Consider the following 25815-nt stretch of genomic DNA (forward strand, 5'->3'; position numbering starts at 1 on the left):
GGACTGGGGCGAACAAGGCGGACGATGGCCCGGAAATCAAGCGGGAAGACCGGGGAGGAAGTTTGCGGGTTTTCAGTTTTCAGTTTTCAGGAAGAGGAAGAAGAGCAACGGAGCCTTTCAACGCCGTCCGTTTTTTCTTCCTGAAAACTGAATGCGACGGGAGCGAAAGCGACCTGCCAGAAGCGAGCGCAGCTCGTAACCTGCATGCCCCAACGGGCAAAACCGAACACCAACAAACGCCTCCTCAGAGTCCAAAATCCTCCAGATCGAGGAAGTCCTGGCCGTGGATGATGTGGGCCAGCAGCGGCACGCCGGTGATATCCTCCAGCACGCCCTTGTTGGTGATCTTGGCGGTGTCGAGTTCGTCCTCGAGTTCGTTCAGGACGACGCCGGCGCAGGTCAGGCCACGGGCCTGGATCGCGGCCACGGTGAGGGCCACGTGGTTCAGCACGCCAAGCTTGTTCGCCGCCACCACGATCACCGGCAGCGCGAGGTCGGTGGCGAGGTCGGAAATGCGGTAGCCGGGCGCGAGCGGGACTTCCCAGCCCCCCGCCCCCTCCACGAGCACCAACTCGTGCTCCGCGGCGAGCGCGCGGTAACCCGCGACCAGCGCGGCGGGATCGACCGGATTGTTTTCCAGCATCCCGGCCACGTAGGGAGCCACGGCGGTTTGGAAATACACCGGGTTCACCGCATCCAGCTTGGCCTCGTCCAGGCCGGACGCCTCCAGCAGCAGCGCGGCGTCCTCGCGGTCACCCGAGGCCACCGGCTTGTAGCCCACGGCATCACGGCGCTCGCCCCGCAGGGCCGCCAGGAGGAGACAGGTGACGCGGGTTTTGCCCACGCCGGTATCGGTGCCGGTGATGAAGAAACTCACGCGGGAGGCGTGAAGGTTCGCGGGGGGCAGGTCAAGACACGGCCGAGAAAAATCGCCCCTTCCCGGTCACGATGCCTCCTCGTCCAGGAACGCCATTCCCAGTCCCGCCGCAAAGAAGAAAAGACATCCCCACAAGGAAGTCAGAGAACGCCCCACATGCCATGCATCGTAGCCGGGATACGCGGCAAGCTCCTGGTGACGGGCCAGGCACAAACCGGCGACAACGGCAGCATAAAGCAGCGTGCCTGGGAACGCGGCGCGCATGCCCCGCCGCCGGACCAGAATGGCGTGAAGGAGAATCGGAACCGTAAGGTAATAAAGGATGGCGATGTCATCGGTGGGGCCGCCGTTCCACGAGGCCAATCCAGCGAGAATCCAGTATCCACGCCCAGCGGCAAACGTGAGCGCACTGAATAGCAGCGAAATGGAAAATGGTTTCATGCAGCGGGAGTCCCTTATTTCAACGCGAGATTCCCATCCCAGCCGGTGGTGGGGAAGGTAGACTGCGGGACCACAGGCTGGCGGCGCACACGCGCCTCGGCGGCGGAGCAGCGGAGCTTCTTGAGCGCTGCGTGAACCGGGTGGCAGCCTTCCGGATTCCGGACGGAGCCGCAGGCGCTGCGGCAAGCGGCCACCACCGCCACGGAGGCCGAGACAAGGACGCCGGCGACGATCCAGCGGACGGTGGTGCGGGAAACGGGTGCGGGTTTCATGGGGTATGCGCGCAGCATACCTCGGAACATCAGATTCACAAAATCGATAGAACCACCATCATCATCGATGGAATCAATCCCCCTGCGATCACTCGCTGAAGGAGAACCGCACCCAGCCCTTGATGGCAGCGCCGGTCTCGAGATCGAGTTCAATCGTTTCCACCCCATTGGCGGCGCCCTTGCTCCAGACATGGCACCACTCCGGCACCACTCCGGCACCTCACGGGTCCAGTGGATCAGGTCGGAGCTGAATTCGGGGTGAACCGGCCACCCGTAGGAGGGGTCGATCCGGCGATAGGTCATGGCGAGCCACTCCCCGTTCTTGAACAGGAACGGAGATCGGCTGCTGCCCATGCCGGGAGAGGTGCCGAGCAGGAACTCCTGCCAATTGGCCAACCCGTCGCCATCCGGATCGGCAGCGGGCAGGCGGGCGGCATCCGTGGAGGAGGTGAGGCTGTTCACGGCCCAATCGCTGAAGCCAGCGGGAAAGGGCGAGGGCTGCGGTGGCTCGGGAGGAACGGGCGGCGTTGGATACACCGGCAACGCGCGGCGATAGACCGTCGATCCCACCCAGTAGAGCCAGCCGCTCTCGATGGCGAGGCTTGTATTCCACATCCCGCCGGAGGCGTCCTGGCCGAAATTCCACGAACCGAGCAACCGTTTGGTGGAGAGATCGTAGAACGTCTGCGGATAACCATAGGCGAGGACATTCCCGCCAAGGGCGAAGGGCTGGTAGCTGAAATCGTTCGTGCCCGCGAGCGCAGCCAAGCTGAGATCAAGCGACTGGTCCGGGACGGTGTAAACATGGAGGGAACCGGAACCCGATCCGCTGGTCAGTGAGCCCCAGGACTGGATCACCACAAGCCTGCCATTGGCAATCGCGATGCGGCTGCCGAAGTTGCCGCTTTGTACCGGCACCGGCGGCAGGATCAATGGCAGGGCGGTCCCCTTCGGAATGACGAAGCCCTGGACATTCCCCGCATTCAGGAGCTTCGAGCCTCCCTTGGGCGTGACGCTGGCACCGGGTGCTCCGACGTAGACACGATCCTCGTGGAGGGCGATGGCCCGGCCGAAGTCGATGACCGTTGAGGTCTTCAAGAGCACGCGCTTGAGCGTGGTCATGTCAAAGATCGAGACCGTGCCGCCATTCGTCGCCCAGGTGCCAGTGGTGAGATGGGTGGAACCGCCCACGGCGAGCCAACGATCCGAAACGGCGAGGGATACCCCGAAGTGTTCCCGGGGGTTGTTGTTCGAGAGCGTCGCGACGCGCTGCCCGGTGATGAGATCATGGACATACACCGCCCCCACTCCCGGGTAGCTGCGGGTCCCCACCTGGACGGATGCCGAGGAGCAGGCGACGAACACACGGTTTCCGCGGATAGCGAGCGCATTGTAGGCCGCTGGGCCGGGGTTGTCCGGGAGGGATCGGAGATAGGCTCCGGTGGCGGCGGAAAAGACGTGGGTCTTCCATCCGTTGCTGGTGACGATCCAATCCGGAGAGACGGCGAAGAATTCCGGTCTGGAGGCGGGATCGGAGGTGGGATAGGCGGCAAAGGGCTGGAGTTCCACCGCCTCGTCATCCTCGGTGACGGTGCCGGTACCGGTGCCGATGATCTCGCGCGGGTGAGCGGTGGCGGTGAAGGTGAGGACTGCGGTGCGATTGTCAGTGCGGACCACGCGGTCGTTGACCGGGATGATGGACAGGTTGGTGGTGGCGTTCGCCGGCTGGACAGTGGCGGTGCCAGCGAGAAACTCGGAGGGCAGCTCGCCATACCAGTAGCGCGGGGCTTCCGTCCACGTGATGGAGCGCGCACCCAGGAAGCGCTCGTTCGGCACCAGCGAAGCGGTCGCCGGAACGTTTTCCCGGGTGGTGAAAACCGCCGAAGCGAAACGTGGCTCATTGGGCGTGGCGAGGAGACGGTGGACCTTCTTCGAACCCGCGCCGGTGAGGCCGCCCGGACTCGGCGCCAGCGCGACGTTCTCGCCAGGCGCGTAGAGATCGAGGAGGCCGCCGTTGCGAAGATCCCGCACCTGATACGATCCGGTGCCAGGATCGTTGCGGACGAGGAAATCCCCCCGGATCCACATGCGGGCAATCGTATTCGAGTAGGTGAAAGCCAGGGCTTCAGTCCAGAGCGGAGCACCGGTGGCGAGATCGAGCACCGTGATGACCCCGTCCCCGGTGACCGCGGCGAGATCGCTGGAGAGGCACACGGCTCCCGCGTTATAGCCACGGTCCCGCGGCAGGGGAATCCTCCGCAGCGGCGCGAGGGTGGCCGGATCGTAGAGCGCCAGATACCACCCTCCGGTCCGGTAAAACGCGGTGGGATCATCCTCGACGTAAATCACCGCCGCGAGGTAGCGGGCATCGGCGAAGAACGAGGAGGTGGCGGTGTGGGCCACGCCTTGATCAATAACCCGGGTGGCGGAGAAGTCCTGGATGTCATGAAGCGTCCAGGTGGCGGCGGAGGCCGTGCGGACAAGAAGATGCCGGTTGTCCAGCCAGGCGCGGGGAAAATCCCCATACGTGCTGCTGAGGACGACGGGGATGGAACCGGTGGCCAGAAGCGTGCCCGTCTCCAGATCGATGATGGTGCACTGGGTGCCGCTGGAACCCGGGGTGAGGATGCGGAGGACACCCCCATCCAGGTCATAGGTCGAGCCGGTGCCGCCGATGGAGACGGTGAGGAGCTTGAGCAGCCGGAGGGTCTCCATCTCGAAGACCGCGAGCTTCCCGGCATTCGGCGCACCGTATGGGACGATGGCGGCGAGACGGGTCTCGGTGGCAGCCACCACGGTCCCGAGTGTAGTGCCCACCTGCGCCGTGTCCGCGGGATTGGTCAGCGCCTCGTAGGGACGCTCCCACCGACCCATGCCGGTGCCGAGAATGACCGCGGAGCTGGTGCCGGTGGCGGCGCGCAGGCCGATGGGATCGACGAGCCCGAGGGAAAAGGACTCGTGGGGCTCGATCACGTCATCCTCAATCAGCGGAATATCCGCGGTGGCGGAAAGGGCACCAGCCGGGATGCTGACCCGGCGATCGACGGCGCTGTAGTCCTGCCCGGCGTGGGCGGAGGCATCCGAGGTTACCAGACGCACGGACGTCGTCACCGGCGAGGGCTTGTCCAAGGTGATGGTGGCCGTGATGACCCGGCCCTGTTCACGGGCCGGAGCGGCGGACACCCGCGCGATGGGCAGGTGGTTGTAGGCGTTTTCCGAGAGATCGTAGAAATCCACGGTGGCGGGCACCGCCGCATCGAAGCGGGAACCGGGGTGAAAGCGGGCGAACCAGTCCGGTCCGTAGAGCGGGACGTAGCGCAGGACGGAATCCGTGTCCGGCAGAAAGGAAAGGTCGTCCACGACCACGGGATGCATCAGGTTCGAGAGATCGAAACGCCGGTAGCGAGTGGCATTCGACGTGCCGGGGGAGCTGAGCCAGAAGTGATCGCCACGGAAGGCCCCGCCCACATCATAGCTGCTGATCGTGTTGCCGCCCACGGAGATGACGGACGAGGTGGCGAGATTGGCGGAGGTGATGCGGTAGGAGCCGTCGTAGAGGAAGAGATACTCATCCGACATGGCGATGACACGGGCGTAGGAAGGGACGCTGGAGCGTCCGGTGCGCAGGCCGTTGGAGCGGTCGTAGAGCCGGAGCTCGAAGTTGTTCCCGGACGCGCGTACGATTGCCGCGACGCGGGTGGAGCTGATCTTGAGCTCGGTGACGTAGGTGACCATCCCGGCCGGGGCCAGGCCGAGATTGATTACACGGGGAATGCTGCCATCGGATAGATCGATGAGGGCGCAGCCGATCTCGCGGCGGGTGGGCTCGGTGGTGGAAATGCGGCTGACCATCCGTGCCACGATATTGTCGCCGGTGGCCTCCGCCCGCAGAGCGGCCTCAAGACCACCCCAGACCCAACCGTCCGGCAGGGTAACCGGGCCGATGAGCGAGTAGTCCGCAGCATTGCGGAGCTCCACCGGGCTCGGGCCGGACGGAGCACTGCGGGCATACAAGAGGCGCGTCGGCGTGGCGGCGATGAGATAGAGACCAGTGAACGCTCCCTCCGGAGCGGAGTGCGCCTCGCCGGTCAACGCCGGAATGGAGGGATCCAGAATGAGCCGCTTCCCCGTGCCCACCCGCTGCAGCGGTCCATCGTAGAACGACCAATCGTCATAGACCGACGAGCCCAGCGGCGAAACCAATGTCCGGGGCTGGAGCCCGGGCACGACATCCGCCCCGGCCGAACCACAAGCGATGGCGAAAAACACGACGAGGCGGCGCAACAACAATCCGGGGCGGAACATCGCGGCGGAAATGCAGGATTTCCAGCCGTTAGGCAAGTGGAATGTTGTTACATCGGAGTCATGCAGGATGCAATTTTCCACCGCGAAATGATAACGGATCGACGCGGGGAGTTGAGGCGTGGGGCATGAAATGATGGATCCGCGGCGGCACCCAAAGGAGTGGCGGATTTCGATCCGCCATGCTCGGAAGGACACCCTTTCGCCCAGCGACCTCCGGCACCCGGAAGCCTCCGAACGCAAAGGGAAAAGGATCATCGCCCGGAAACGTGGCTCCCCGAAAAGAAGCCACTCCTTGATCGCTGGCAACGGAGCGAGGCCCAAACAAAAAGCCGCACCTGTTTCCGGGTGCGGCTTTTTGAAAAATGGCGGACGCCTCGTGACGTGGCATCCCCCGCCCTGCTTAGCGCAGGACCTTGAGCTTGTGGACGCCGTAGATGGCGTCGTCGCCCAACTGCTCCTCGATGCGGAGGAGCTGGTTGTACTTCGCGATTCTGTCCGAGCGGCTCATGGAGCCGGTCTTGATCTGGCCGCAGTTGGTGGCGACGGCGAGGTCGGCGATGGTCGCGTCCTCGGTCTCACCGGAGCGGTGGCTGAGCACGGCGGTGTAGGCGTTCTCCTTGGCCATTTCGACGGCGTCGAAGGTCTCGGTGAGCGAACCGATCTGGTTCACCTTCACGAGGATGGAGTTGGCGACGCCCTGGGCGATGCCCTTGGAGAGGAACTCGGTGTTGGTGACGAAGAGGTCGTCGCCGACGAGCTGGGTGGAGCCACCGAGCTTGTCGGTGAGCACCTTCCAACCGGCCCAATCGTTTTCGGCGCAGCCGTCCTCGATCGAGATGATCGGGTAGCGCTTCTGGAGGTCGGCGTAGAAGGCGACGAGTTCCTCGGCGGACTTCACGGAGCCATCGGACTTCTTGAACACGTAGGCGTTCTTGGAAGCATCGAAGAACTCGGAGGAAGCGACGTCGAGGGCGATGGAGATGTCCGAGCCGAGCTTGTAGCCAGCTTTCTCGATGGCCTGGGCGATCACGCCGAGGGCGTCTTCCGCGCCACCGAGGTTCGGGGCGAAGCCACCTTCGTCACCGACGGCGGTGGAGAGACCGCGGTCGTGGAGGACCTTCTTGAGGGAGTGGAACACTTCCGCGCCGTAGCGGAGCGCTTCGCGGAAGGTCGGGGCGCCGACCGGCACGATCATGAACTCCTGGAAGTCGATCGGGGCGTCCGAGTGGGCACCGCCGTTGATGATGTTCATCATCGGCACCGGGAGGACCTTGGCGTTCGGGCCACCGAGGTACTTGTAGAGCGGGAGGCCGATCTGCTGCGCGGCGGCCTTGGCGACAGCCATCGAAACGCCGAGGATGGCGTTGGCGCCGATCTCCTTCTTGGTGGAGGTGCCGTCGATGGCGAGCATGGCGGCGTCGATGGCGGCCTGTTCGGTGGCGTCGAAGCCGAGGAGCGCGGGGGCGAGGCGGTTGTTGACGTTCTCGACGGCCTTCAGCACGCCCTTGCCGAGGTAGCGGCTCTTGTCGCCGTCGCGGAGTTCGACAGCTTCGTGCTCGCCGGTGGAGGCGCCGCTGGGCACGGCGGCACGGCCGACAGCGCCGCCGTCCAGGACGACGTCAACTTCGACGGTGGGATTGCCGCGCGAGTCGATGACCTCGCGGCCGCGGATTTCAACGATGGTGGTGTAGTCCATGAGTGGTGGTGAGGAAGAGAAATGACTAATGACTAAATCCTAATGACTAAATGAAGAAGAGGGCTCCATGCTGGCTCCCCTCTTCCATTAGTCATTAGGGCTTAGGAATTAGTCATTTCTTCAATTAGGGATTGAACGGAGCGATGGAACGGACCGTGAGCGTCCGTTTCTCATCGGTGACAGGATCGCGTGCCTCGACGGTATCACCCGGCTTGAGGCCGAGGAACGAGGCACCGAGTTCGGACAAATAGGAAAGCTGGCTCTTCTCCGGATCGGAGTCCCAGGCACCGAGCACGGTGTAGACGATCTCCTTGCCGGCGGCATCGGCGAAGGTGACGATCGTGCCGATGTTCACGGCGCTGGCGTCGGAGCCCTTGAAGTCGGTGCCGCGGGCGCGGCTGATGTCCTTCTGGAGCTCCGCCTTGCGGTTGCCGAGGAACTTCTGGTACTCCTTCGCGGACTTGTACTCGAAGTTCTCGCGCAGGTCGCCGTATTCGCGGGCGATGGAGATGTCCTTGGTGTTCTGCGGGATGCGGACGCGGATGATGTCATCCAGCTCCGCCTTCTTGCGCTCCAGGCTATCCCAGGAAACGACGAGTTCCTCCTCGCGCTTCTTGTTCTCACCGGAGACAAGCTCGGCGGTGTCGGGCTTCGCCTTGATCACGCGGGCCATCAGCGACTTCTTCTCGAGGTCGCCGAAGACCGGGCACTCCAGCATGCGGCGGGCGAAATTGCGGGCCTCGTTGATGTCCATCAGCGTGACCAGATCGTTGAGCAGTTGCTTGTCCTCCGTGAGGAGCGTCTGCAGACGGGAGGTCTTGCGCGGGCCGTCGGAAAGGTGGTCGTTCTCCAGCAGGTTGAGGACGGAGGCACCGACCTCCGGGCTGAAGACCTCGATGGCGGAGCCATTGCGCTCACGGCAGATCCAAATCAGCGCGTCCGGGCCGAGGGCGCGGCGGGCGATGGCGGACCGCAGGTGGCGGCCCAGCGCGAGAAGCTCCTTCCGCTCGACGAGCAGGCGGGCGATTTCCGTGACACCGCGGGCACCCACGCGATCGAAGACCTGCACGATGCGGTCCACCCAGGCCTCGCCATAGGCGGCCGGGAAGGCTTCATAAATGGCGCGCTGGCGGTTGGACGGCAGCGGACCGACTTCATCGGACAGACGCTGGGCGTCCACCGTTTGGAGCAGGTCGGAGATACGGACCGCGCTCGGATCGAGTTCGAGAGCCTTAGCGGTGCCGACGACTTCATCGCGGGCAGCGAGGAGCTGGAGCGAGAGGCCAAGCTGGACGCGGGACGACTTGCGCGCGCCTTCGTCGATGTCGACGAGAAGCTGGCGGAGCGAATCCTGGTCGTTGGCGAAGGCGCCGATGTCGGCGGCGATCGCCTCGAGCGCCTTGATCATGCCCTTCAGGTCGCGGGCGGCTTCGAAATCCGCCACCAGCTCCTGGGCCGGAGTGCGTTCGCCACCGCGCAGGACGAGGGACTCGTTGCGCTTCTGCGGGACCACCACCCGGCGGCTTTCGCGCAGGGCTTTCTTGGCGGAATCCCACCATTTCTTGAAATCATCGGGAGCGATCACGGCCCCGGAGAGCTCTTTCTCCAGCGCGTCCCCGGTCATGGAGCCGCCGTGGCTGTCCAGCAGGTGGATCACCAGTTCGACCGGGTCCTTCTTCGCCAGCGCGCGCAGCTCCTCGAGCTGCTCCACCTTCTTCGCGCGGAAGTCTTCTGCGGGGATCCATTCGGTCTTCTGGAACGCGAACTGGAGCTCCATCGTCTGGGCGGCGGAACGTTCGAAATCGATCACCACCTTCTTCGCCGGGAGATCCCACTCGATCACCTTTCCGGCACCCCAGGACTTATGGATACAGAAACTTCCGGGCGAGAGTTGGGTAAGGCGCTCTCCCACCGGTTTTGGGATGCGTCCGGCTTCAACCAACTTTGCCACATCGGGATGCATGCGGCGGAAGATGGAAAGCGACCGCCGAAAACGCAAGCATTCACGGGTTAAAATGCCATGGGTGGGGAAATGGGGGCCGCCCAAGGCACCGCCGCAGGCGAAGTAGCGTGAGTTTCCAAACTTGCGCGTGGGAAGATCCACGAACGCCGATGCAGGCCCAGTCCGCCGACGGGTGATCAGTGATTGGAGGTCAGTGCCCAGAGAAGAGGGGGAGCGCTCCGGGGGACTGCCCTCTCTTCACCGACCACCGGCAGCTGGCCACTCAAAGGCAGACACGACCTGCACGCGACTTCGCGAGCGCCCCCACCCACAAGCAAGAATGCTTGTGCTACCTGAAGGCTCACTCCTCCGGACGATCCGGCGGCGGCACCACGCGCGGGCGCGGCGGGCGGACGCTTTCCATGCGGCCATCGAGGGCCACATCCAGGCCGCGGCGCAGGGCTTTTACCCGACCACGCCAGGCTTCCGGAACGGCAGTCACATCGCAGTTCGGAGGCAGGTTGCCATTGAAAATCAATTCGCCCGTGGCATCGGTGATCTCCAGCTCGTAGCCCTTCCCATCCGGGATGCGCTTGAGGGAGGCCTTGCCGTCCTCCACCGCCAGGCTGGCGGTGCGGTTCTCGCGGTTGATGATGCGGGTGATCACCCCGTCATCCTCCCGCAGCATGGCGTTCTCCACCGGGCCCATCGGCAGCGGACGGTTCACTGGGAAGGCCCCCACGGTGAGCGGGATGTCCATTGCCTTGCCGCTGCGGAAGACCGCGAGTGAAACGACGTCCCCGGCGTGCTTCTGGCGGAGCAGCACCGCGAGCTGGCCCTCGTTGACCAGAAACTGGTCGCCAAACTTCCACACCACATCGAGCGCGCGCAGGCCGGCCTTTTCGGCAGGCCCCTTTGCCTCCACGGACTGGATCACGAAGCCCATCCCGGCTGGCAGGTCCGGCAGGTGGGCGCGGGTGCTATCATCCGGCTTGGAGACATTGAAGCCCAGCCACGCCGGACCCTCCATCAGCTTCTGGGCGCGCACCGCATCCCGCTCCACGCCCGGAAAGGGGGCGGTGCTCGGCGGCAGGGCGACACCACCCTGCGGATCCTCGGCATGGGCGCCGCCGAGAAACATCATCAGGGGAATGAAACGGGCGATTTTCATCAGAACGAGCTGACTGGCATCAAAATGGTCTCTTCCCGCGGCTCGGACACCCGCACGGTGTAGCCGGTCTCGCGGTCCTTCAGGGTGTTTTCCCCCACCACTCGCACGCGCACGGCCTGCATGGCGGAGCCATCGGGATTCGCCACCCAGCCCTCGTCGGACATGGATTCCACCCGGTCGGATTCCTCCACCAGTTGGATGCCATCGGCCCCGCGGGTGGTGGCCAGCGCCGGGCGGCCGGTGACCGGGGCGGAGGCGGGATTGAAAAGCACGGGCACGGCCACCAGTCCGGCGATCACGGCGGCGGCGGCCAAGCCGATGAGCGGGCCACGCGCCCGGCGGACCGGGGAGGCGGGCAGCTCGGCGGCCAGACCGTCCAGCATCTCCTCGATCGAGCGCTGGCCGGACACGCTCATGGCGGTCGGCATCAGGCGAGCCAGGGCGGCTTCGATGGGATCAGGCGTTTGCATGTCGTTCCTCCTTGAGGCGGCGAAGTTCGTGGGAAAGTTGGTCGAGCGCGTAGCGGTAGCGGGACGCGGCGGTGTTCGGGGAGATCGCCAAGGTTTCGGAGATCTCGGCGAAGGTCAGGCCGCCCCAGGTCTTCATCACCACCACCTCGCGCAGTTTCGGGCTCAGCCGCTGGACGGCATCGCGCAGGAACACCGCTTCCTCGTCCTCCTCGAGCGCCGGGTCGAGCCAGACGTCTTGGAAGTCATTGAGGTAGATTACGGACTCCTCGCGGTTGCGGCGTCGGGTCTCGGAGCGGTGGTGGTTCAGGCCGCAGAAGCGGATGGTGGAGAAGGCGAGCGGCAGGTCCGGCGGGGTCGCCCCCTTGTCGGCCTGGTAGTTCCAGAGACGCAGGATCGCCTCCTGGACCAGGTCCTCGGCGTCCTGACGGCACTGGCTCCAGCCGCGGGCGAACAGAAGCAAACGGGGGCCGTTGTCGGCCAACCATTGTTTCCATTCGGTAGCGAGAGCGTGCGCCATTCATGGGGAAAATGCCGCGAGGTCCCCCGTTTGTCTGCAAAATCTTCCAGAAATCCCAAACCGCTGGGAATGAGGGGATGGTCTCCGTCTCTGAATATGGAGTGCGGCGAGCAATCGCCGCTTTGGGTGCCGGAGAGTCATCGACGGGGATGCGGGGGAATCCAGAGCAAGGGCTTGAACCAGAGCAGGAGCTGTTCTGGAACGAGGGAGCGATCTGACAATAGCACGCTCCCACCCGGCGATGGCTCACCTCCGCCCATAGCGGCGATCGCTCACCGCACTCCACATCAGAATCCCCCACCCCGCCCGCTCAGGAATCTCTTCCCATTTCCAAACATCCGTTGTTAGCCTCATCGAGTGGCTGGACATGAGGAAACACCGGTGACCGTGGACGATTTCGAGAGCCCCGCCTCGTGGATGGCGGTGGCCTCCGGTCTGGCGGAATTGAAGATCGACGCGAAAAAGAACAGCCACGGCCAGGCGCTGCGGATGGGCTTCGATTTCAAGGGCGGCGGCGGTTTCGTGGTCGCCCGCAAGGAGATCCCGATGAAGCTCTCGGAAACTTGGGAGTTCCGGTTCCGCCTGCGCGGCGAGGTGCCGCCGAACCGCTTCGAGTTCAAGATCGTGGACCCCACCGGCGCGAACGTCTGGCGCTGGACCGAGGAACCGCTGGAAACCAACCACCGCTGGCGGGAAATCGTGATCCCGGCCAGCCACATGCCCTTCGCCTGGGGCCCGGCCGGTGGCGGCGTGCCGAAGGAGATCGGTGCGATCGAGTTCGTGATCTCGGCGGGCAGCGGCGGCGCGGGCCAATTGCTGATCGACCGCTTCGAGTGGGTCGATACCGGCGCGCTGGTGCCGGTGGCCTGCCAGGCGTCCTCGGGCGACCCAAAGGCGCTGCGCGATCCTTCCAGCCGGAATCCCTGGCACAGCTCGCCGGAGGACCCCGCGCCATGGGTGGAGCTGGACTTCGGCCGCACCCGCGAGCTGGGCGGGCTGATCCTGCACTGGGTGCCCGGCCATGCCCGCGATGTGCTGGTGGAGAGTTTCCACGGCGATTCCTGGCGGCCGTTGCTCGATCTGCAGGGCGTTCATGGCCGTCTGACGCCGGTCCCCCTCCCCGCTCCGGAAACGCGGCGTATCCGTCTGAAACTCGGGGCCGGGGCCGCGCTTTCGTGGATCGAGTGGAAGGGCGCGGAGTTTTCCCGCTCCGATGACGAGTTCCTGCACGCGGTGGCGGCGGAGTCCGCGCCGGGCGCGTTCCCGAAGTACTGGCAGCGCCGGCAAACGCTGCTCACCCCGGTCGGCTCGCCGCAGGGCGGCCCGAGGTCGATGATGAACGAGGAGGGCTTGGTGGAAACCGATACCGCCGGTCCCTCGCTGGAACCTTTCCTCCACGATGGCGAGCGGCTGTGGACCTGGGCGGACACCCGGCCGGTGCAGACCTTGGACCACGGCTGGATGCCGATGCCGCGGGTGACGTGGGAATGCGGCGACCTCACTCTGGAAACCTTCGCCACGCCCTGCGATTTCGGAAACCTGTGCCGCGGCACCGTGGTGGACTACACCGTGGAGAACACCGGCAGCCGCCCGCGGCGCGCGCGTCTGCACGTGGCGATCCGCCCGTTCCAAGCCACCCCGCCGTGGCAGCACTACCAGAAACTCGGCGGAAAGAGTCCGATCCACGCCGTGGAGATCGAGGATCGGGTATGCCGCCTGAATGGCGAGCGCCAGATCCTCGCGCTGGATCCGCCGGATGCCTCCGGTTGCCAGCCCTTCGTTTCCGGCCGCCTCGTCACCCTGCTCGGCGAGAACCAAGTGCCCGCCGCCAGCCGCACCACCGACCCACTCGGCTGGGCGGAGGCCGTGTTCAGTTTCGATCTCGAGCTGGCCCCGGGCGAAAAGGTCGTCCGCCGGATGGGGATTCCGTTTTCCCCGCTGGCCGATCTCCCGAACGTGCCGTGCCGGGAAGCCTGCTCGCGGAAAACCTGGAAGGATGAACTCGGCTCGGTCGAGTTCGACGTGCCGCCGGATTGGGAGGACGCGGTGGACGCCTGGCGCACCGCCGCCGCCCACATCTTGGTGAACCGCCAGGGCCCCGCCCTCCATCCCGGCCCGCGCCGCTACAACCGCGCGTGGATCCGCGATGGCGTGGTGATGGGCGGCGCGCTCGCCCGCGCCGGAGCCGCCCACGCCTATTTCGATTTCATCCGCTGGTATGCCCCGTTCCTGCGCGACGATGGCTTCGTGCCGTGCTGCGTGGATGAAAACGGCGCGGACTGGCTCATCGAGTACGACAGCCAGGGCCAGTGGCTCCACGGCATCGCGGAGTGCCACCGCTTCGGCGCGGGCAATGCATTCGCCGAAACCCTGTGGCCGACGGTGAAGAAGTGCATTGCGCTGACCCGCGCCCTGCGCGAGCGTCGACCGGACGAGGGCTACCGAGACCCGCAGAAGCGCCCGTTCCGCGGCCTGCTGCCGGAATCCGCCAGCCATGAGGGCTACCTCGCCCACCCGGTCCATTCCTACTGGGATGACTTCTGGGCAATCCGCGGCCTGCTCGACATCGCCCGCCTCGCGGAGAAACTCGACCGCCCGGAGCGCGAGGTGAAGGCCATCCGCTCGCTCGGCGAGGCGATGGTGGACGCGGTGACGAAATCGCTGCGCGCCACCATGGAACTACGGGACATTCCCTACGTCCCCGGCTCGGTGGAGTGGGCGGACTTCGATCCCTCCGCCACCGCCGTGGCCGTGATGCTGCTCGATGGCCTCGGCGTGCTGCCCTGCGAGGGGCTGGCCGCCACCTTCGACAAATACCTGGAAGGCTTCCGCAAGAAGGTCTCCGGCGAGACCCTGTGGACGAACTACTCCGCGTATGAAATGCGCATCGTCTCCGCGCTGGTCCGACTGGGCCGCCGCGAGGACGCCCACGAGCTGCTCGGATTCCTGCTGGCGGACCGCCGGCCGCGCGCATGGAACCAGTGGCCCGAGATCACCTGGAAGGACCCGGAAAGCCCCGGCCACTTCGGCGACATCCCGCACTCGTGGATCGGCGCGGAGTATGTCTACGGCTTCGCCGCCCTCTTCGCCTACGAGCGCGCGTCCGATGACACGCTGGTGCTGGCCGCCGGCCTGCCGCTGGAATGGTTCGCCCACGCCCGCACCAATGGCGTGGAGAACCTCGCCACCTACTACGGCTCCCTCACTTACTCGCTGCGCATCACCGGCGGCGAGTGGAAGCTGGAGATCGCCCCGCTCGCCATGCCCCCGCACGGCGGCATCGAGATCCGCCTGCCCGCAGCCCCGCACCTCAAGCGCATCCTCGTCAACGGCAAGCCCCACCCCGTCCCGGCGGATGGAGTGGTGAAGGTGAAGTAGCGCAAGTTTCCAACTTGCGTGTGGGAAACCCGCGGACACCCGTGCAGGCCCGGGCGCCCCTTGAGGGGCTGGGGGGCTCTGGATATGGAGTGCGGCGAGGCATCGCCGCTTTGGGTGCTGGAGAGAATCGACCGGATTTGCAGCGGAGTAGTGGAATAGGAGCGGGCGCTAGAGAGGAGGTGGTTCTGGAACGAGGGAGCGGGTTGGCGAATGCAAGTGTTGCCCCCGGCGATGACTCGCCTCCGCTCAAAGCGGCGATAGCTCGCCGCACTCCAAATCAGAGACACCGATCGCCTCTTTGAATGTCGATCAACTTAGCCCTTCAAAGGCGAACTGGACCCGCGAGGTACTCCGCTGATCAACCAGCACGCAAGGCAGGAGCCTCGCGCTACTACCCCCGCGCCGCCCTGTCCAGCGGCACCACGTGCACGGGCTCCTCCTCCTCATCCTCCACCGCGCGGATCTGCGGGGCGTAGGTCCAGGTGCCATCGGTGTTGATCTTCAGCACCGCGTCGAAGACCTCGTAGGCCTCGCCGGTGCCGCCGAAGGTCACGCTACCCTGGCCCATTTTCCGGAAGGCAGTGAGCACGCGGGCCAGCTCATCCTTCTTCAAGGTCGTGCCGGGGCGATCGAAGATGATGAAGTCCGGGTTCGCGGCGATCGCGCGGACGCACGAGAAAAGCTGCTGTTCCTCCAGCGAAAGCACCTCGCCCCACTCGCGGACGGTATCGATGCCGCCGACGCGCGCCAGCGTCTCGCCGAGTCCCAGCAAACGGATCGCCTGGTTCGTGCGCAGGTCATTGATCCGGAAATCGCCGCCCTCCACGTGCAGGATCTGGCGCAGCGTGCCGGTGGGCAGATACGGGCGCTCCGGCAGCAGCATCATCCGGTTCACCTCCGGCATCACCACCGCGCCCTCGCCGCGCTCCCAATCCCCCGCGAGGAGGTGGAACAAGGCGTGGCGGGCGGGCCCGTTGCTGCCGTTCACCAGCATGTTCGCCCGCTCCGGCACCACCAGCTCCAGACCGCGGATCAGCGGCGCGCCGGTGTCGGCGGCCAGCAGGTCGAGCGCCTCGAAGCGCAGCCTGCGGGGCTCGTGGCGGATCTCGATCGGAGCCCGCTTCGGGCGCTCCGCCGCGTTCTCGATGGAGGTGGCCAGCTCGCTCAGGCGGGTGATGACCGCCGCGAAGGTGGAGATCGATTGGAACTGGGTGACGATCAGAGAGAACGCCCCGAGCAGGGTGGTGAACGCCATCGCCGACTGCGTGATCACGCCGAACTCCACCTTTCCGGCGAAGAACATCGGCGCGACGATCAGCGCCGGCAGCAACTGGATGCCGTAGTTGTAGCCGGTGGTGAAGAACGAGAGGTTCCGGTTCACCGCGATGATGCGGCGTGCGTTCGCGGCCCAGTCCGTGATGCGCTGGGACAGGCGGTTTTCAAACAGCGGCTCGTTGTGCGTCAGCGCCACCTCGTCCGCGTGCTCGCGCAGGTGCACCAGCTCGGAGCGAAAGTTCGCCTCCTTGTCGGACTGGCGGAAATTCAGCCCGATGAGCGGCTTGCCCAGGCGGATCGCCATGAACGTGCCCACCGAGGCGTAGAGCACCGCCACGAAGAACAGCAGGGCGCTGATCGACCACAGGACGCTGGAAAACGCGATCACCGTGAAGGTGCCATTGAGCAGCAGCAGCACGAAGCTGAGCGTGGTGGTGGTGAAGGACTTCACGTCCTCCGCGATGCGCTGGTCCGGGTTCGCCACCTTTTCCGAACCGTGGCTGCGCAGCGAGTGCGTCAGGTAGGCGCGGGTCAAATGGCGGGTGAGCGATTCCCGCCACAGCAGGCCGAGCCGTTCCTCGCAGAAGCGGAACCACACCGCGGCTACCGTGGTGAACGCGAACACCAGGATGTAAAGGATCGCCTGCTGGGTGAAATCCTCCGGCTGGCGCTGTTCGATGGCGGACATGAAATTCCGCCCCACGTAGCTGTTCAGTACGTTCAATCCCCCGATCACCACCATCAGGGTCAGCAGCAGGAAAAATAGCCGCTGCCCCTTCCCGCCAACGTCGGACTGGCGGAAACTCCGGACCACTTGCATGAAGCGTTTCCGGGTGAGGCGGTCGATTCTAACCTTTCCCAGACTCATGGCTGTATCTGTTATGGACGAAAGAAATCCCTCTGCCAAGGCATTTGCAGAGAAAGTTCTTAAGTTTTCCTTACGTCCTTTCATGGACGTTTCTTTCAAAAGATGGAAGCCTTTTTCGGCTTTATTTCCGTGTCCAGCGAACACCCCGCCCGCCTAACTTACAACCCACGCGATCAAGGGTGGGATTCCCATGAAGGCGGAACCCACCTCGCCCCCATCTGGCGCAAGGTTCCGAAAGCCCCGACCCTCTCCCCGGAAGAGCGGCAGCGCCATGCGGCATAAAAAAACCGGGCGGGCGCGCTGGGCACCCTCCCGGTGGTCATGACGGATTCCGCGCGGTCTTGCGTCACGCGCGGACTTCCTGGAGCTCGATCTCAAACCGGTCCCCGCCCAGCGGAGCTTTCAGCGTGAGCATCGAATCGCGAGCGAGGGTCGTCGATCCCTGTTCATGGGAGATTTTCGTGCCTTTCGGAATCAATTGATCGAAGGCATAGGGAAAATCCCCCGAAATCCGGAACCGCTGCGACCCTGCGGGTTGTGGCATGTTCATGGTCTTGCAACCAAGCGCCGGATCGGTGCGTTTGCAACCGATTCGTTTCGACAAAAAACGCCGGTCCTGTTGGCCGGAATGCCAACCGGTCTACCGGGTGGAAAGCGGCATCACCCGGACGCCTCCAGCGGAAGACGGCTGCGGGGAGGAGGGCGGCGGAGAGGGAGGAGAAGGCGGCGGCGAGGATGGTTCCGGGGGCTTCGGCCGGTCGGTGGTGGCACAGGGATTCACCGGCGGGCGCGGCTGCGGGTAGTCGTTGGTCGCGCAGGGCGTGTAAGGCTTGCAGGGCGGTGGCGGTGGCGGCGGGCAGGAGGGCTCGCAGGATGAGGTGGACGAGACTGGATTGGACACCACCACGGTCACTGTCTCAGGCGTGTAGGTTCCGTAGCTATTCCCCGAGGTGGATACCGACGCGGTGGTCAGCGGCCGCGGCGGCAGGTGGAGCGGATTGACCCAGGTGGAGTCGGATGTCGTCTCCTGCCGGGCCATCTCCTGCTTCTGTTTCCGCCACGATTCCCGCAGCCGGGCGAGGGCATCCCGGAAACGGCGGTCCCCTTCCCGCTCCGCCCGAGCCTGGTCCAGTCGATCGGCGGATCGGAAGGCGAGCGCCTTGTCCTCCTCAAAGCCGCCGAGCTGGCGGGCCAGATCGGCGGGAAGCTGTTCGTAAGGGATGCGGGCGGCTCCTTCGGAGTGAAGGATGCTCACTCCATCCGGACGCTTCGAAAGAATGCTCACCGTGTGGAAAGTCCGGTGATTGAGGGTGGTGAGCTGAGGCACCTTCACCAAATAACCCCGGCCGTCGATCTCCGCGGACGCGATGGGAGCCACTGCCAAAATACCCGGTACGATCCAGCCCATCGGTCTCATGAACGATGGACGGAAGTATTCGGGAATTTATTCGGAGATCCTGCTGGAATTTTTTCGCGCCAGTTCCGTCCCTCAGTGGGCGTTCACGAAGCTGGTGTCCTCGTTCGAGTTCTCCGGCACCGGATCGGAGATCACGGCGGAGGTGATGATCTTCTTCCCATCGGTATCGATCACCTCGGCCACGAAGATGAAGAAGCGGTAGTTGGACGGTGCCGCGGCCTCCGCGTTTTCCGCCAGCTTCCAAGCATCGGCCGTGGTGCCACGGATGGCGATCTGGTAGGCGGCGGAGCCATAGGCCACGGCTTCGAATGGAACGACGCCATTGCCCCCCACCTCAAGCTGGAGCGTGCCCTTCTGGCCGCTGCGGAAAAGGATCTCCTTCGGCGAGACATTGAACACCCGCGCGGTGCGGCCGCCGTGGCTCTGGTAGCTGTCCTTGTAGGAACGGCCCTGGATCTTCTCCTTGGTGATGTCCTGCGGCGGCACCAGCACGACGAGCAGCTTGGTGCCCTCGGTGATCTCCACGGCCCCCACTTCCTGGCGCTGCGGCTTCGCCCCCGCGGGCGCGTTCGGCGGTGGCGGGATCTCGCGGAAGAGGTGCAGCGCCTTGTCCTTCGGCAGCGGCAGCGGCTGGGAGAAGCACCCGGCGGAGGCGAACACCGGCACCTTCTGGCCACCGGCCTCGTAGAACACGTCGCCGCTGACAGACTTCCCGAGGGCGGTGAAACGGAGGTAGCGCTTCGGGGATGCCTCGGGCGACGAGGCAGGTGCGGCGTCTTGGGAGAATGCAGGAGCGACCATGCCGAGCAGGACGGCGGCGCAGGCGATGAGTGCGGGGATTTTCATGGGACGGGTTAAACTTCCTTGGGAGACAACCAGCGGAACGAGACCAGCTCGAAGCGGCGGCCAAAAGTCTTGTTGAGGGAATCGGAGAGGTTCTTCGGAGCCACGGAGGCGGCATCGGAGGGGCTGACGAAATCGGGCACGCGCTGGACCACCACCTCGCACCAAGCGCGGGCGGTCACGGTCTTGCCATCGCTGGAGCGGGCCTCGCCGTAGCCGCGCACGGAAAAGGTATCCGAGCGGGCGCTGAGCTGCGGGCCGAGAGTCGAGAGCAGGTCGCCCTGGGTCAGGCTTTTCGGAGCCCCGGCGTCGTTGCTGCTCGCGGGGCCGGTGGCGGCTTCGGACAGCGGGCAACCGGCGAAATGCTCCTTGTACCAGGACGGGATAGCGCAATTCAGGTGCGCGCCGGTGGACATGAGGTCGATGCCGCCGAAGAGGCTGGCCTTGTTCACCGGATCGGCGGTGGTGGCGGTCTTGTCGATCGCGGCTTGGAGGGCACCGCGGATGCCGGTGGCGCTCTTCTCCGAGCTGCTCGAGGTGGGCGGCGTGGCATTGCTGCTGTCGTCCGCCACCAGTCGGCGGTTCACGAAGTCCGAGACCGACAGGAACGGGCCGCGCAGGCGGATCTCCGCCACGATCTTCTCGGCGAGGTTCTGCGCCACGCGGTGCAGGCGGGCCTGGGCATCGGCCGGACTCTCGCCGCTGGAGGATTCACGGAACAGGGCGAGCTCGCGGTTGCCGCGGTAGAGGTTGTTATAGGATCCGCTGCTGCCCCACATGTTGGTGGTGCCCTTGGCATCACTGGCGTCGCTCACCCGCACGTCACGGGAGAAGCGGGCGATCGGCGCGTTGAGCGGCGTGGTTTGGTAGGTCGGGTTCGCCAGCTCCGCCGGCACGGTCAGTTTGTTGGTGCCGGTGAGCACCGCGCGCCAGGCGTCCACGGAAGTGGAGTTGATGTTGAAGCCGCCATTGACCATGAGGTGGGCCGCCGCTTCCACAATGGCATTGGCGCTGGAGGACTGGACCGTGGCGGGGGTCGGGTGCTCGCCACCGGTGTAATAGGTCATGCGGGCGTTCGGCAGGACGCGGCCCGCGTCGATCTCCGCCTGGCTGATTGTGGCCGGAGTGGCGGAAACGAAGTAACGGTCCCACAGCGCGCGGTTCAGGTGCCATGGCAGGTCGTAGAGCGGGTCCTCGTAGTTGGTCGGGCTGTTGCCGGGGCGTGCGACTTGGACCGGCACCATCTGCTGGAGGCGCGGGATGCCCACCGCCGCCGCGGAGTTTCCGAAGGTGTAGGTGGGCGAGAAGACATAGGCGGAAAGCTGGGCGTGCTGGAGCTGGCCCAGCGACATCAGCAGCGGCGCGGAGGAGCTGGATGGCGTGGGCGGCAGCACGTCGAGGATGATGCCGGGCGAGCGAGTCGACTCCTCCGCCCCGACCCCGGCGAGGTGGGCCTGGCCCGCGCCGCCGATGCTGGTGATGCCGGAATACATCCGCACGATGTTGGTGGAGTTTCCTTCATACTCGGATGAGTAGATGCAGCCGTGCGAGAACACGCCGCGCTGGCAGGTCTTCTCGACCGCGGTGCGCTTCACATACGGGGCCAGCGGGTTCTGGCTGGCCAGCCAACGGTTCGCCTGCTGGCCCTTCGCCTGACCGGGCTGGTTCATCGCGCCGATGATGCCCCACTGCGAGTTGATCGCGCCGTTCCCGCGCATGATCAGCACCGAGCGGATGCCCCAATAGGGCTGGGAGGAGAGAGTGGTGAGCGAGGCCAGGGACTTGCCCGCGGCAGTGCCGTAATTGTAATTCCCCAGCCCCTGATCGAGCAGGGCCTGGTAGACCGGCGTGGTCGCGCTGAAGCCGGTGGCCAGCTCGCCGGGCTTGGTGAGGACCACCTCGAAGCGGTCGCCCGCGGTCAGGTCGCCGATGACCACCGCACCATTGAAACGGAACAAGCTGCCCGCGGGATACTGGAGGGGATCGTAGTTGAAGGTGCGGGTGGTGTTGAAACAGCGCGTGGCATGGCCGATCGGCTGGGTGTCCGGCGCGCGGACCAGGCGGGAGGAGCCGGCCGCATACGGGGTGGTGCCACCGCCACCGTCATCCGCGAGGTAAAGATGGCTCTCCCCCGCGGGGATCTCGCTGCCTTTCACGACGAAGCGGAAGAACGCGGTGCTGCTGGAGCCGCTGGTCAGCCCGGCATCGGCACCGGTCAGCGAGAAACTCCCGATCGAGCTGAAGGTGCCGGGCGAGGAGGCCTTCGAAAGCTCCAGGTTGATCAGACCGGAGCCGCCGCGGCGGACGCCGAAACCGATCTCGAAGTCCTTTTCCGGAATGGTGACGGAGTAGGGATTCCACAGCACCACCATCGGATAGAGCTTCACCCGCAGCACTCCCGGTGAATCCTGGGCAAGGCCGACGGCCAGCGAGGCGCACATGACGACGGGGCCGAAACGGGATTGGGTGGGCGTGTAAGGCTGGACGCCGGAGGCGGGCATGGCGGCCAGGGTGGTGGACAGCGGCACGGTGCGCTTCGCCCAACTGCGGACATGCCCCCAGGTCGGCAGGCCGAATTCACCGGACGATTGCGGGGTGAACAGCGGATCGGAGTCGGACGGGCCGGAGCCGCTGTTGATGATGGCGCTGACGTCCTGCTTCAAGCCGCCGGCGTAGCTGTCCGCGATCACGCTGCGGGACCAGGCGGTGACATCGTGGAAGCGGTATTTGAGGACATTCGCGTCGGCGAGCCCGGCATCAAGCAAGGGGAGCTGGCGGGTGGTGACGACCTTCGGCAACGCCAGACTGGCGGGGTCGTAGGAATCCCCGATCTTGCCATCCGGGCTGGCATCCCTCCGCATCATTTCGATGCCGGAGCGCTGGGAAGTCACCAGGCTGTAGGCCTTCGCCTTCTCGACCTCGGAGTTCGCCGTCTGCTGGCGGTGGTTGTCGCGCAGGTCGACACGGGCCTTGATGCCCTCGTCACCCACCCACCAGGCGTAGCCGCCACGCGGCGTGGCCGAGGAAGCATCGGCAAGGTCCACGATCGGCGCGGCCACGTAGTCCGCGGCGGCACTCGAGACGTTGGTGGAGCCCCCGCCGACCAACAGGGCCGCCTTGCTGCCACCAATGCCGAGATCACCGGAGCCGGTGAGGTTCGAAACCCCGGCGTCGGGCGCGAAACGGATGGCGGAGGGCGGCTGGGTGATCTGGCCGAAGCTCGTGGTATCGGTGGAGGCAGTGAACGAGGAGGCTTCATTGCCGCTGACCAACCAGTTCAGCAGCACCGGATCGCAAGTCTTCGCGGGCAGCGCGCCGGGGGCCTGGGAATAGTCCGCCTTCACCTGGTTGCCATACACGCCGACCCACTTCGGCGAGGCGGCGGCGGGGAGTTTGAGATCGGCGGGAGCGGTGACCCGCTGGTCCGGGCCGAGGCTCTTCTGAAGCTCGCCCACCGCGATCATCACCGCCAGGCGCGCGTTCGCGCGGGCGGTGGCCATGTCCGCGCTGGCAGCGCTGGTACGCAGACTGATGCTCGCGAGCGAAAGCAGGCCGAGCGCAAGGATCGAAAGCAAGATCATCATCGTCAGGACGATGATCAGGGAGAAGCCACGCCGGCGGCGGCGGGCAGGCAAGGGCAGGAAATGGGCTTTCATGGCTTCGCACCGCGGGAGACGGGAATCGCCGCGGACTGGGGGTTCATCCCTGCCACACGCGGACCGGCACCCGGTTCGCAACTCGGGAAGGGATGGGTAGCATTCATGAGAGCATGTAGGTGCAATGTGAGTATTTCATCCACTCACGGCCCAGTTAACCTGTTAAGCACCCGGTTAACATGGTGACTATTGGGGGCCGGTGCCGCGTTTGGGAGGAATGTAGCCGGAAGCTCCACTTTCGGATCGTATCCGCCAGCTCCATTGGCGGGGGCTGTTAGACCAAGGGATATCCACCCCCGAAGAGGGAAAGCTGGAGCTTCCCACTACATTCTGAAAGAGGAGCTTTCAGCTACGTTGCGAACGAAAAAGGGGCGTGCCGCGATCCGCAACACGCCCCGTTTCCAAGTCATCCCGCGGATGACCGTTGGATCACTTCACCTTCACCGCGTCCGGCGGGCAGAGGTTGGTCTTCACGTCGGCGGCGGTCCATTTCACCGGCTTGCCATCGCGAGTCACCGTGTTGTTGGCGATGTCCACTTTGTCGCAGCGGTTCAGAATGAACGGCGGCTTCTTCCACGACGGGAACTTGTCGTTGTAGGTGACCTTGTTGCCACGGAAGCTGATACCCTGGGTCGAGATCGCGAAGACCAGCGGCACATCGAAGGTTTCAAAAGTGTTGTCCTCGATGCGCACGTTGCGGTGGTAGTACTCGGTCTGCCCCTTCAGATCGGGCAGTTCCGGGTAGCACGAGATCAGGGCCTCGGTGAACTGAAAGCGGGAGGTGAGATTGTCCTTAAAGACGTTCTTGCGGATCACCACGTCATGGCAGGCACCGCTCTCGTACCAGCCGTTGGCATCGCCCGCGAGCAGGATGGCGGAACCGGCGATGTCCTCGAAGCGGTTGTTCTCCACCAGCACCGGCTTCGGGGTGGTGAAGAGCGAGCCGCGGGCACGGTTGTTGTGGACGAGGTTGCCGCGGAAAATGACGGACGGGAACCAGTCTAGGTTTTCGATCGCGTCGCCCTTGCCAATGTCCGAGGGAGCATCCGAGTCCAACGTGATGACGAGGCTGTCCTCGCCGGTGCGGCGGACGGTCTTCACCTTCCGCGGATCACGTGGAGTGAGCCACTTCGCCTGGATGAACTGGAGCGTTTCGCCGGGCAGGAAGGTTTCGAAACCGAAGGCCTGGTTGTGGATGAACTTGCAGCGCAGCGTGCGGGCATCGACCTTTTCCTCGATGCGCAGGCAGGTGGCGTGGACGTTGATGGCATCGTCCATCATGCCCTCGTAGTGGCCGTTTTCCGCGATCACCGCGCCCTTGCAGTTCGAGAAGTGGGTGGCGTCGGCATTGGTGCTGAAGTAGCGGCCGGTTTCCTTGCGCGGGAACACGCCGCCGCCGGTGAGGTGGATGTTCTCACTGCGCTGGGCGAGCAGGCCCATGCCCTGCGCGGAGTGAATCGCCACCTCATCAAGGGTGGTGTCCTTCGCGCGGTAGAGGGTGACCGCGGGATGCGGACGGCTGACCCAGATGTTCTGTCGGAAGGTGATGACATCCCCGGCCTTGATGCCGGATTTGCCGACGTTCTTCTCGACGCGGTAGTGGCCGGGCGAGAGTTCGGTGAGCTTGCCCTTGTAACCGTAATCACTGGTGCCCGCGACGATGCCGCGGGTCTTGCCGTCGAAGATGATGCCCGTGCCGGCGTCGGCCTTGCCCCAGCCCTCGCCGGTGAAGAAGAACCACCCGTTGCGGATCTCGTGAGGGTATTTCTTCTGGTCCACCTCGACCTCATAGGCCTCGCCATCCACCTTGGTGATGACGCCCTGCGAGTGATGCGGGATCGAGTAATCGAGGCCGATGCCCTTCACGGTGACCTTGGTGCTGTCCTGGATGAGCATCGGCAGGAGATCGCCGTGGAAAATGAACGTCGAGCCCTGGCCATCGAGGGTGATGCCCTGGAGGTCCACCAGCGGGATGCTGACGGAATGCCACTCGGGCTGCTCGTGGTTCGAAATATGGAAATGGCGCTGGAGCGCGCCGGTGGCGTGGAAGTGGTATTCTCCCTTCGCCAGCTTCAAGGTCGAGCCGGGAGCCTCGCGCAGCGCCTGGATGGCCGTGCGCATGGCGGCGGTCTGGTCGTCCTCGGTGCCGGGCTTCAGCCCGAACGCCGTGCCATCGAGCACGGCACCTTGCTTGAGCGCGGAGCCCTCCCCCGCCACCCAGGCGAGATCGACCCAATCGGCATGGTCGAAGTCGTGGTCGCCGAGGTCATCGGCCTGGAGGTAGATCTTGCGGTGCAGCGTGGCTGGCACCGCGATGTCGAAGGCCGCGGGAGCATCGCCGGACTTCATTTCCGAAGACTCCCACAGCACGGCATTGCCGGAAAGGATGCGGAATTTCACCGATCCCTTGCCCGCTCCCGCGGAGTCATCGACTCCGGCGGCGCCGGTGAAGCGGGCCGTACCCGCAGGTACGGAAACGGGGATCTCCGAGGTGGCGTGGGTACCGAGGCCGGTGGCGTGCGTCTTCCCGACGATGGTGAGCGGTTTCCCCTCCACGGAGGCATCGCGGTGGAGCTCCCCGTGGGATTGGGAGCCCATCACGATGTCATCGTCCGTGACCGGCACGGCGGCGAAGGTGGTGGTGGTCAAGCTGGCGAATAATGCAATCGAACGAATCATGCGGATCG

General features: G+C 65.2%; 15 protein-coding genes. 1 reads left to right on the forward strand and 14 read right to left on the reverse strand.

Annotated features, from left to right (window positions below; translation table 11 throughout):
- Positions 1–244: 244 nt before the first annotated feature.
- From bioD to llg_RS20925, 8 genes are all read right to left on the reverse strand, one after another.
- Positions 245–877 (reverse strand): dethiobiotin synthase, encoded by a 633-nt coding sequence (gene bioD / locus llg_RS20890; RefSeq protein WP_338286989.1) that lies wholly within the window; start codon positions 875–877, stop codon positions 245–247.
- A gap of 66 nt (positions 878–943) precedes the next feature.
- Positions 944–1318, reverse strand: coding sequence for a hypothetical protein (locus tag llg_RS20895; RefSeq protein ID WP_338286990.1), 375 nt, complete (start codon positions 1316–1318; stop codon positions 944–946).
- Between the two features lie 14 nt (positions 1319–1332).
- Positions 1333–5895 carry a Calx-beta domain-containing protein gene (locus tag llg_RS20900; protein WP_338286991.1) on the reverse strand — a complete coding sequence of 1521 codons (4563 nt, stop codon included), beginning with the start codon at positions 5893–5895 and terminating at the stop codon, positions 1333–1335.
- A 400-nt stretch (positions 5896–6295) separates the two neighbouring features.
- Positions 6296–7591, reverse strand: coding sequence for a phosphopyruvate hydratase (gene eno / locus llg_RS20905; protein WP_338286992.1), 1296 nt, complete (start codon positions 7589–7591; stop codon positions 6296–6298).
- Positions 7592–7715: 124 nt separating this feature from the next.
- Positions 7716–9434 (reverse strand): GreA/GreB family elongation factor, encoded by a 1719-nt coding sequence (locus tag llg_RS20910; protein ID WP_338286993.1) that lies wholly within the window; start codon positions 9432–9434, stop codon positions 7716–7718.
- A 460-nt stretch (positions 9435–9894) separates the two neighbouring features.
- Positions 9895–10704: a PDZ domain-containing protein gene (locus llg_RS20915; protein WP_338286994.1), complete on the reverse strand. Its 810-nt coding sequence runs from the start codon at positions 10702–10704 to the stop codon at positions 9895–9897.
- A complete protein-coding gene (locus llg_RS20920) occupies positions 10704–11174 on the reverse strand; it encodes a hypothetical protein (RefSeq protein ID WP_338286995.1) in 471 nt (156 codons plus the stop codon). Before llg_RS20920 ends, llg_RS20915 begins: the two co-directional genes overlap by 1 nt.
- Positions 11161–11691 (reverse strand): RNA polymerase sigma factor, encoded by a 531-nt coding sequence (locus llg_RS20925; protein ID WP_338286996.1) that lies wholly within the window; start codon positions 11689–11691, stop codon positions 11161–11163. The genes llg_RS20920 and llg_RS20925 overlap by 14 nt, the downstream gene beginning before the upstream one ends.
- Positions 11692–12048: 357 nt before the next feature.
- Here llg_RS20925 and llg_RS20930 point away from each other — a divergent pair, with 357 nt between their 5' ends.
- Positions 12049–15069 carry a discoidin domain-containing protein gene (locus llg_RS20930; protein WP_338286997.1) on the forward strand — a complete coding sequence of 1007 codons (3021 nt, stop codon included), beginning with the start codon at positions 12049–12051 and terminating at the stop codon, positions 15067–15069.
- A gap of 391 nt (positions 15070–15460) precedes the next feature.
- Here llg_RS20930 and llg_RS20935 read toward each other — a convergent pair whose 3' ends face one another.
- The 6 genes from llg_RS20935 to llg_RS20960 form a co-directional block, all read right to left on the reverse strand.
- A complete protein-coding gene (locus tag llg_RS20935) occupies positions 15461–17212 on the reverse strand; it encodes an SbmA/BacA-like family transporter (RefSeq protein WP_338286998.1) in 1752 nt (583 codons plus the stop codon).
- A 346-nt stretch (positions 17213–17558) separates the two neighbouring features.
- Positions 17559–17756 (reverse strand): hypothetical protein, encoded by a 198-nt coding sequence (locus llg_RS20940; RefSeq protein ID WP_338286999.1) that lies wholly within the window; start codon positions 17754–17756, stop codon positions 17559–17561.
- Positions 17757–17852: 96 nt separating this feature from the next.
- Complete coding sequence (locus llg_RS20945) at positions 17853–18629, reverse strand: hypothetical protein (RefSeq protein WP_338287000.1); 777 nt, start codon at positions 18627–18629, stop codon at positions 17853–17855.
- A gap of 72 nt (positions 18630–18701) precedes the next feature.
- Positions 18702–19475, reverse strand: coding sequence for a hypothetical protein (locus llg_RS20950; protein ID WP_338287001.1), 774 nt, complete (start codon positions 19473–19475; stop codon positions 18702–18704).
- Positions 19476–19483: 8 nt separating this feature from the next.
- A complete protein-coding gene (locus llg_RS20955; protein WP_338287002.1) occupies positions 19484–23128 on the reverse strand; it encodes a hypothetical protein in 3645 nt (1214 codons plus the stop codon).
- A 429-nt stretch (positions 23129–23557) separates the two neighbouring features.
- Positions 23558–25807, reverse strand: a complete 2250-nt coding sequence (locus llg_RS20960; protein ID WP_338287003.1) for an NPCBM/NEW2 domain-containing protein — start codon at positions 25805–25807, stop codon at positions 23558–23560.
- Positions 25808–25815 lie beyond the last annotated feature (8 nt).

Source organism: Luteolibacter sp. LG18 (assembly GCF_036322585.1).
Classification (GTDB): Bacteria; Verrucomicrobiota; Verrucomicrobiia; order Verrucomicrobiales; family Akkermansiaceae; genus Luteolibacter.

What these genes read in the sequence shown, in the direction of transcription:
- llg_RS20940 (WP_338286999.1), bottom strand. Translation starts at nt 17,756, where the DNA reads ATGCCACAACCCGCAGGGTCGCAGCGGTTCCGGATTTCGGGGGATTTT.
- llg_RS20925 (WP_338286996.1), bottom strand. Translation starts at nt 11,691, where the DNA reads ATGGCGCACGCTCTCGCTACCGAATGGAAACAATGGTTGGCCGACAAC.
- eno (WP_338286992.1), bottom strand. Translation starts at nt 7,591, where the DNA reads ATGGACTACACCACCATCGTTGAAATCCGCGGCCGCGAGGTCATCGAC.
- llg_RS20960 (WP_338287003.1), bottom strand. Translation starts at nt 25,807, where the DNA reads ATGATTCGTTCGATTGCATTATTCGCCAGCTTGACCACCACCACCTTC.
- llg_RS20950 (WP_338287001.1), bottom strand. Translation starts at nt 19,475, where the DNA reads ATGAAAATCCCCGCACTCATCGCCTGCGCCGCCGTCCTGCTCGGCATG.
- llg_RS20915 (WP_338286994.1), bottom strand. Translation starts at nt 10,704, where the DNA reads ATGAAAATCGCCCGTTTCATTCCCCTGATGATGTTTCTCGGCGGCGCC.
- llg_RS20895 (WP_338286990.1), bottom strand. Translation starts at nt 1,318, where the DNA reads ATGAAACCATTTTCCATTTCGCTGCTATTCAGTGCGCTCACGTTTGCC.
- llg_RS20955 (WP_338287002.1), bottom strand. Translation starts at nt 23,128, where the DNA reads ATGAAAGCCCATTTCCTGCCCTTGCCTGCCCGCCGCCGCCGGCGTGGC.
- llg_RS20900 (WP_338286991.1), bottom strand. Translation starts at nt 5,895, where the DNA reads ATGTTCCGCCCCGGATTGTTGTTGCGCCGCCTCGTCGTGTTTTTCGCC.
- llg_RS20945 (WP_338287000.1), bottom strand. Translation starts at nt 18,629, where the DNA reads ATGAGACCGATGGGCTGGATCGTACCGGGTATTTTGGCAGTGGCTCCC.
- llg_RS20920 (WP_338286995.1), bottom strand. Translation starts at nt 11,174, where the DNA reads ATGCAAACGCCTGATCCCATCGAAGCCGCCCTGGCTCGCCTGATGCCG.
- llg_RS20935 (WP_338286998.1), bottom strand. Translation starts at nt 17,212, where the DNA reads ATGAGTCTGGGAAAGGTTAGAATCGACCGCCTCACCCGGAAACGCTTC.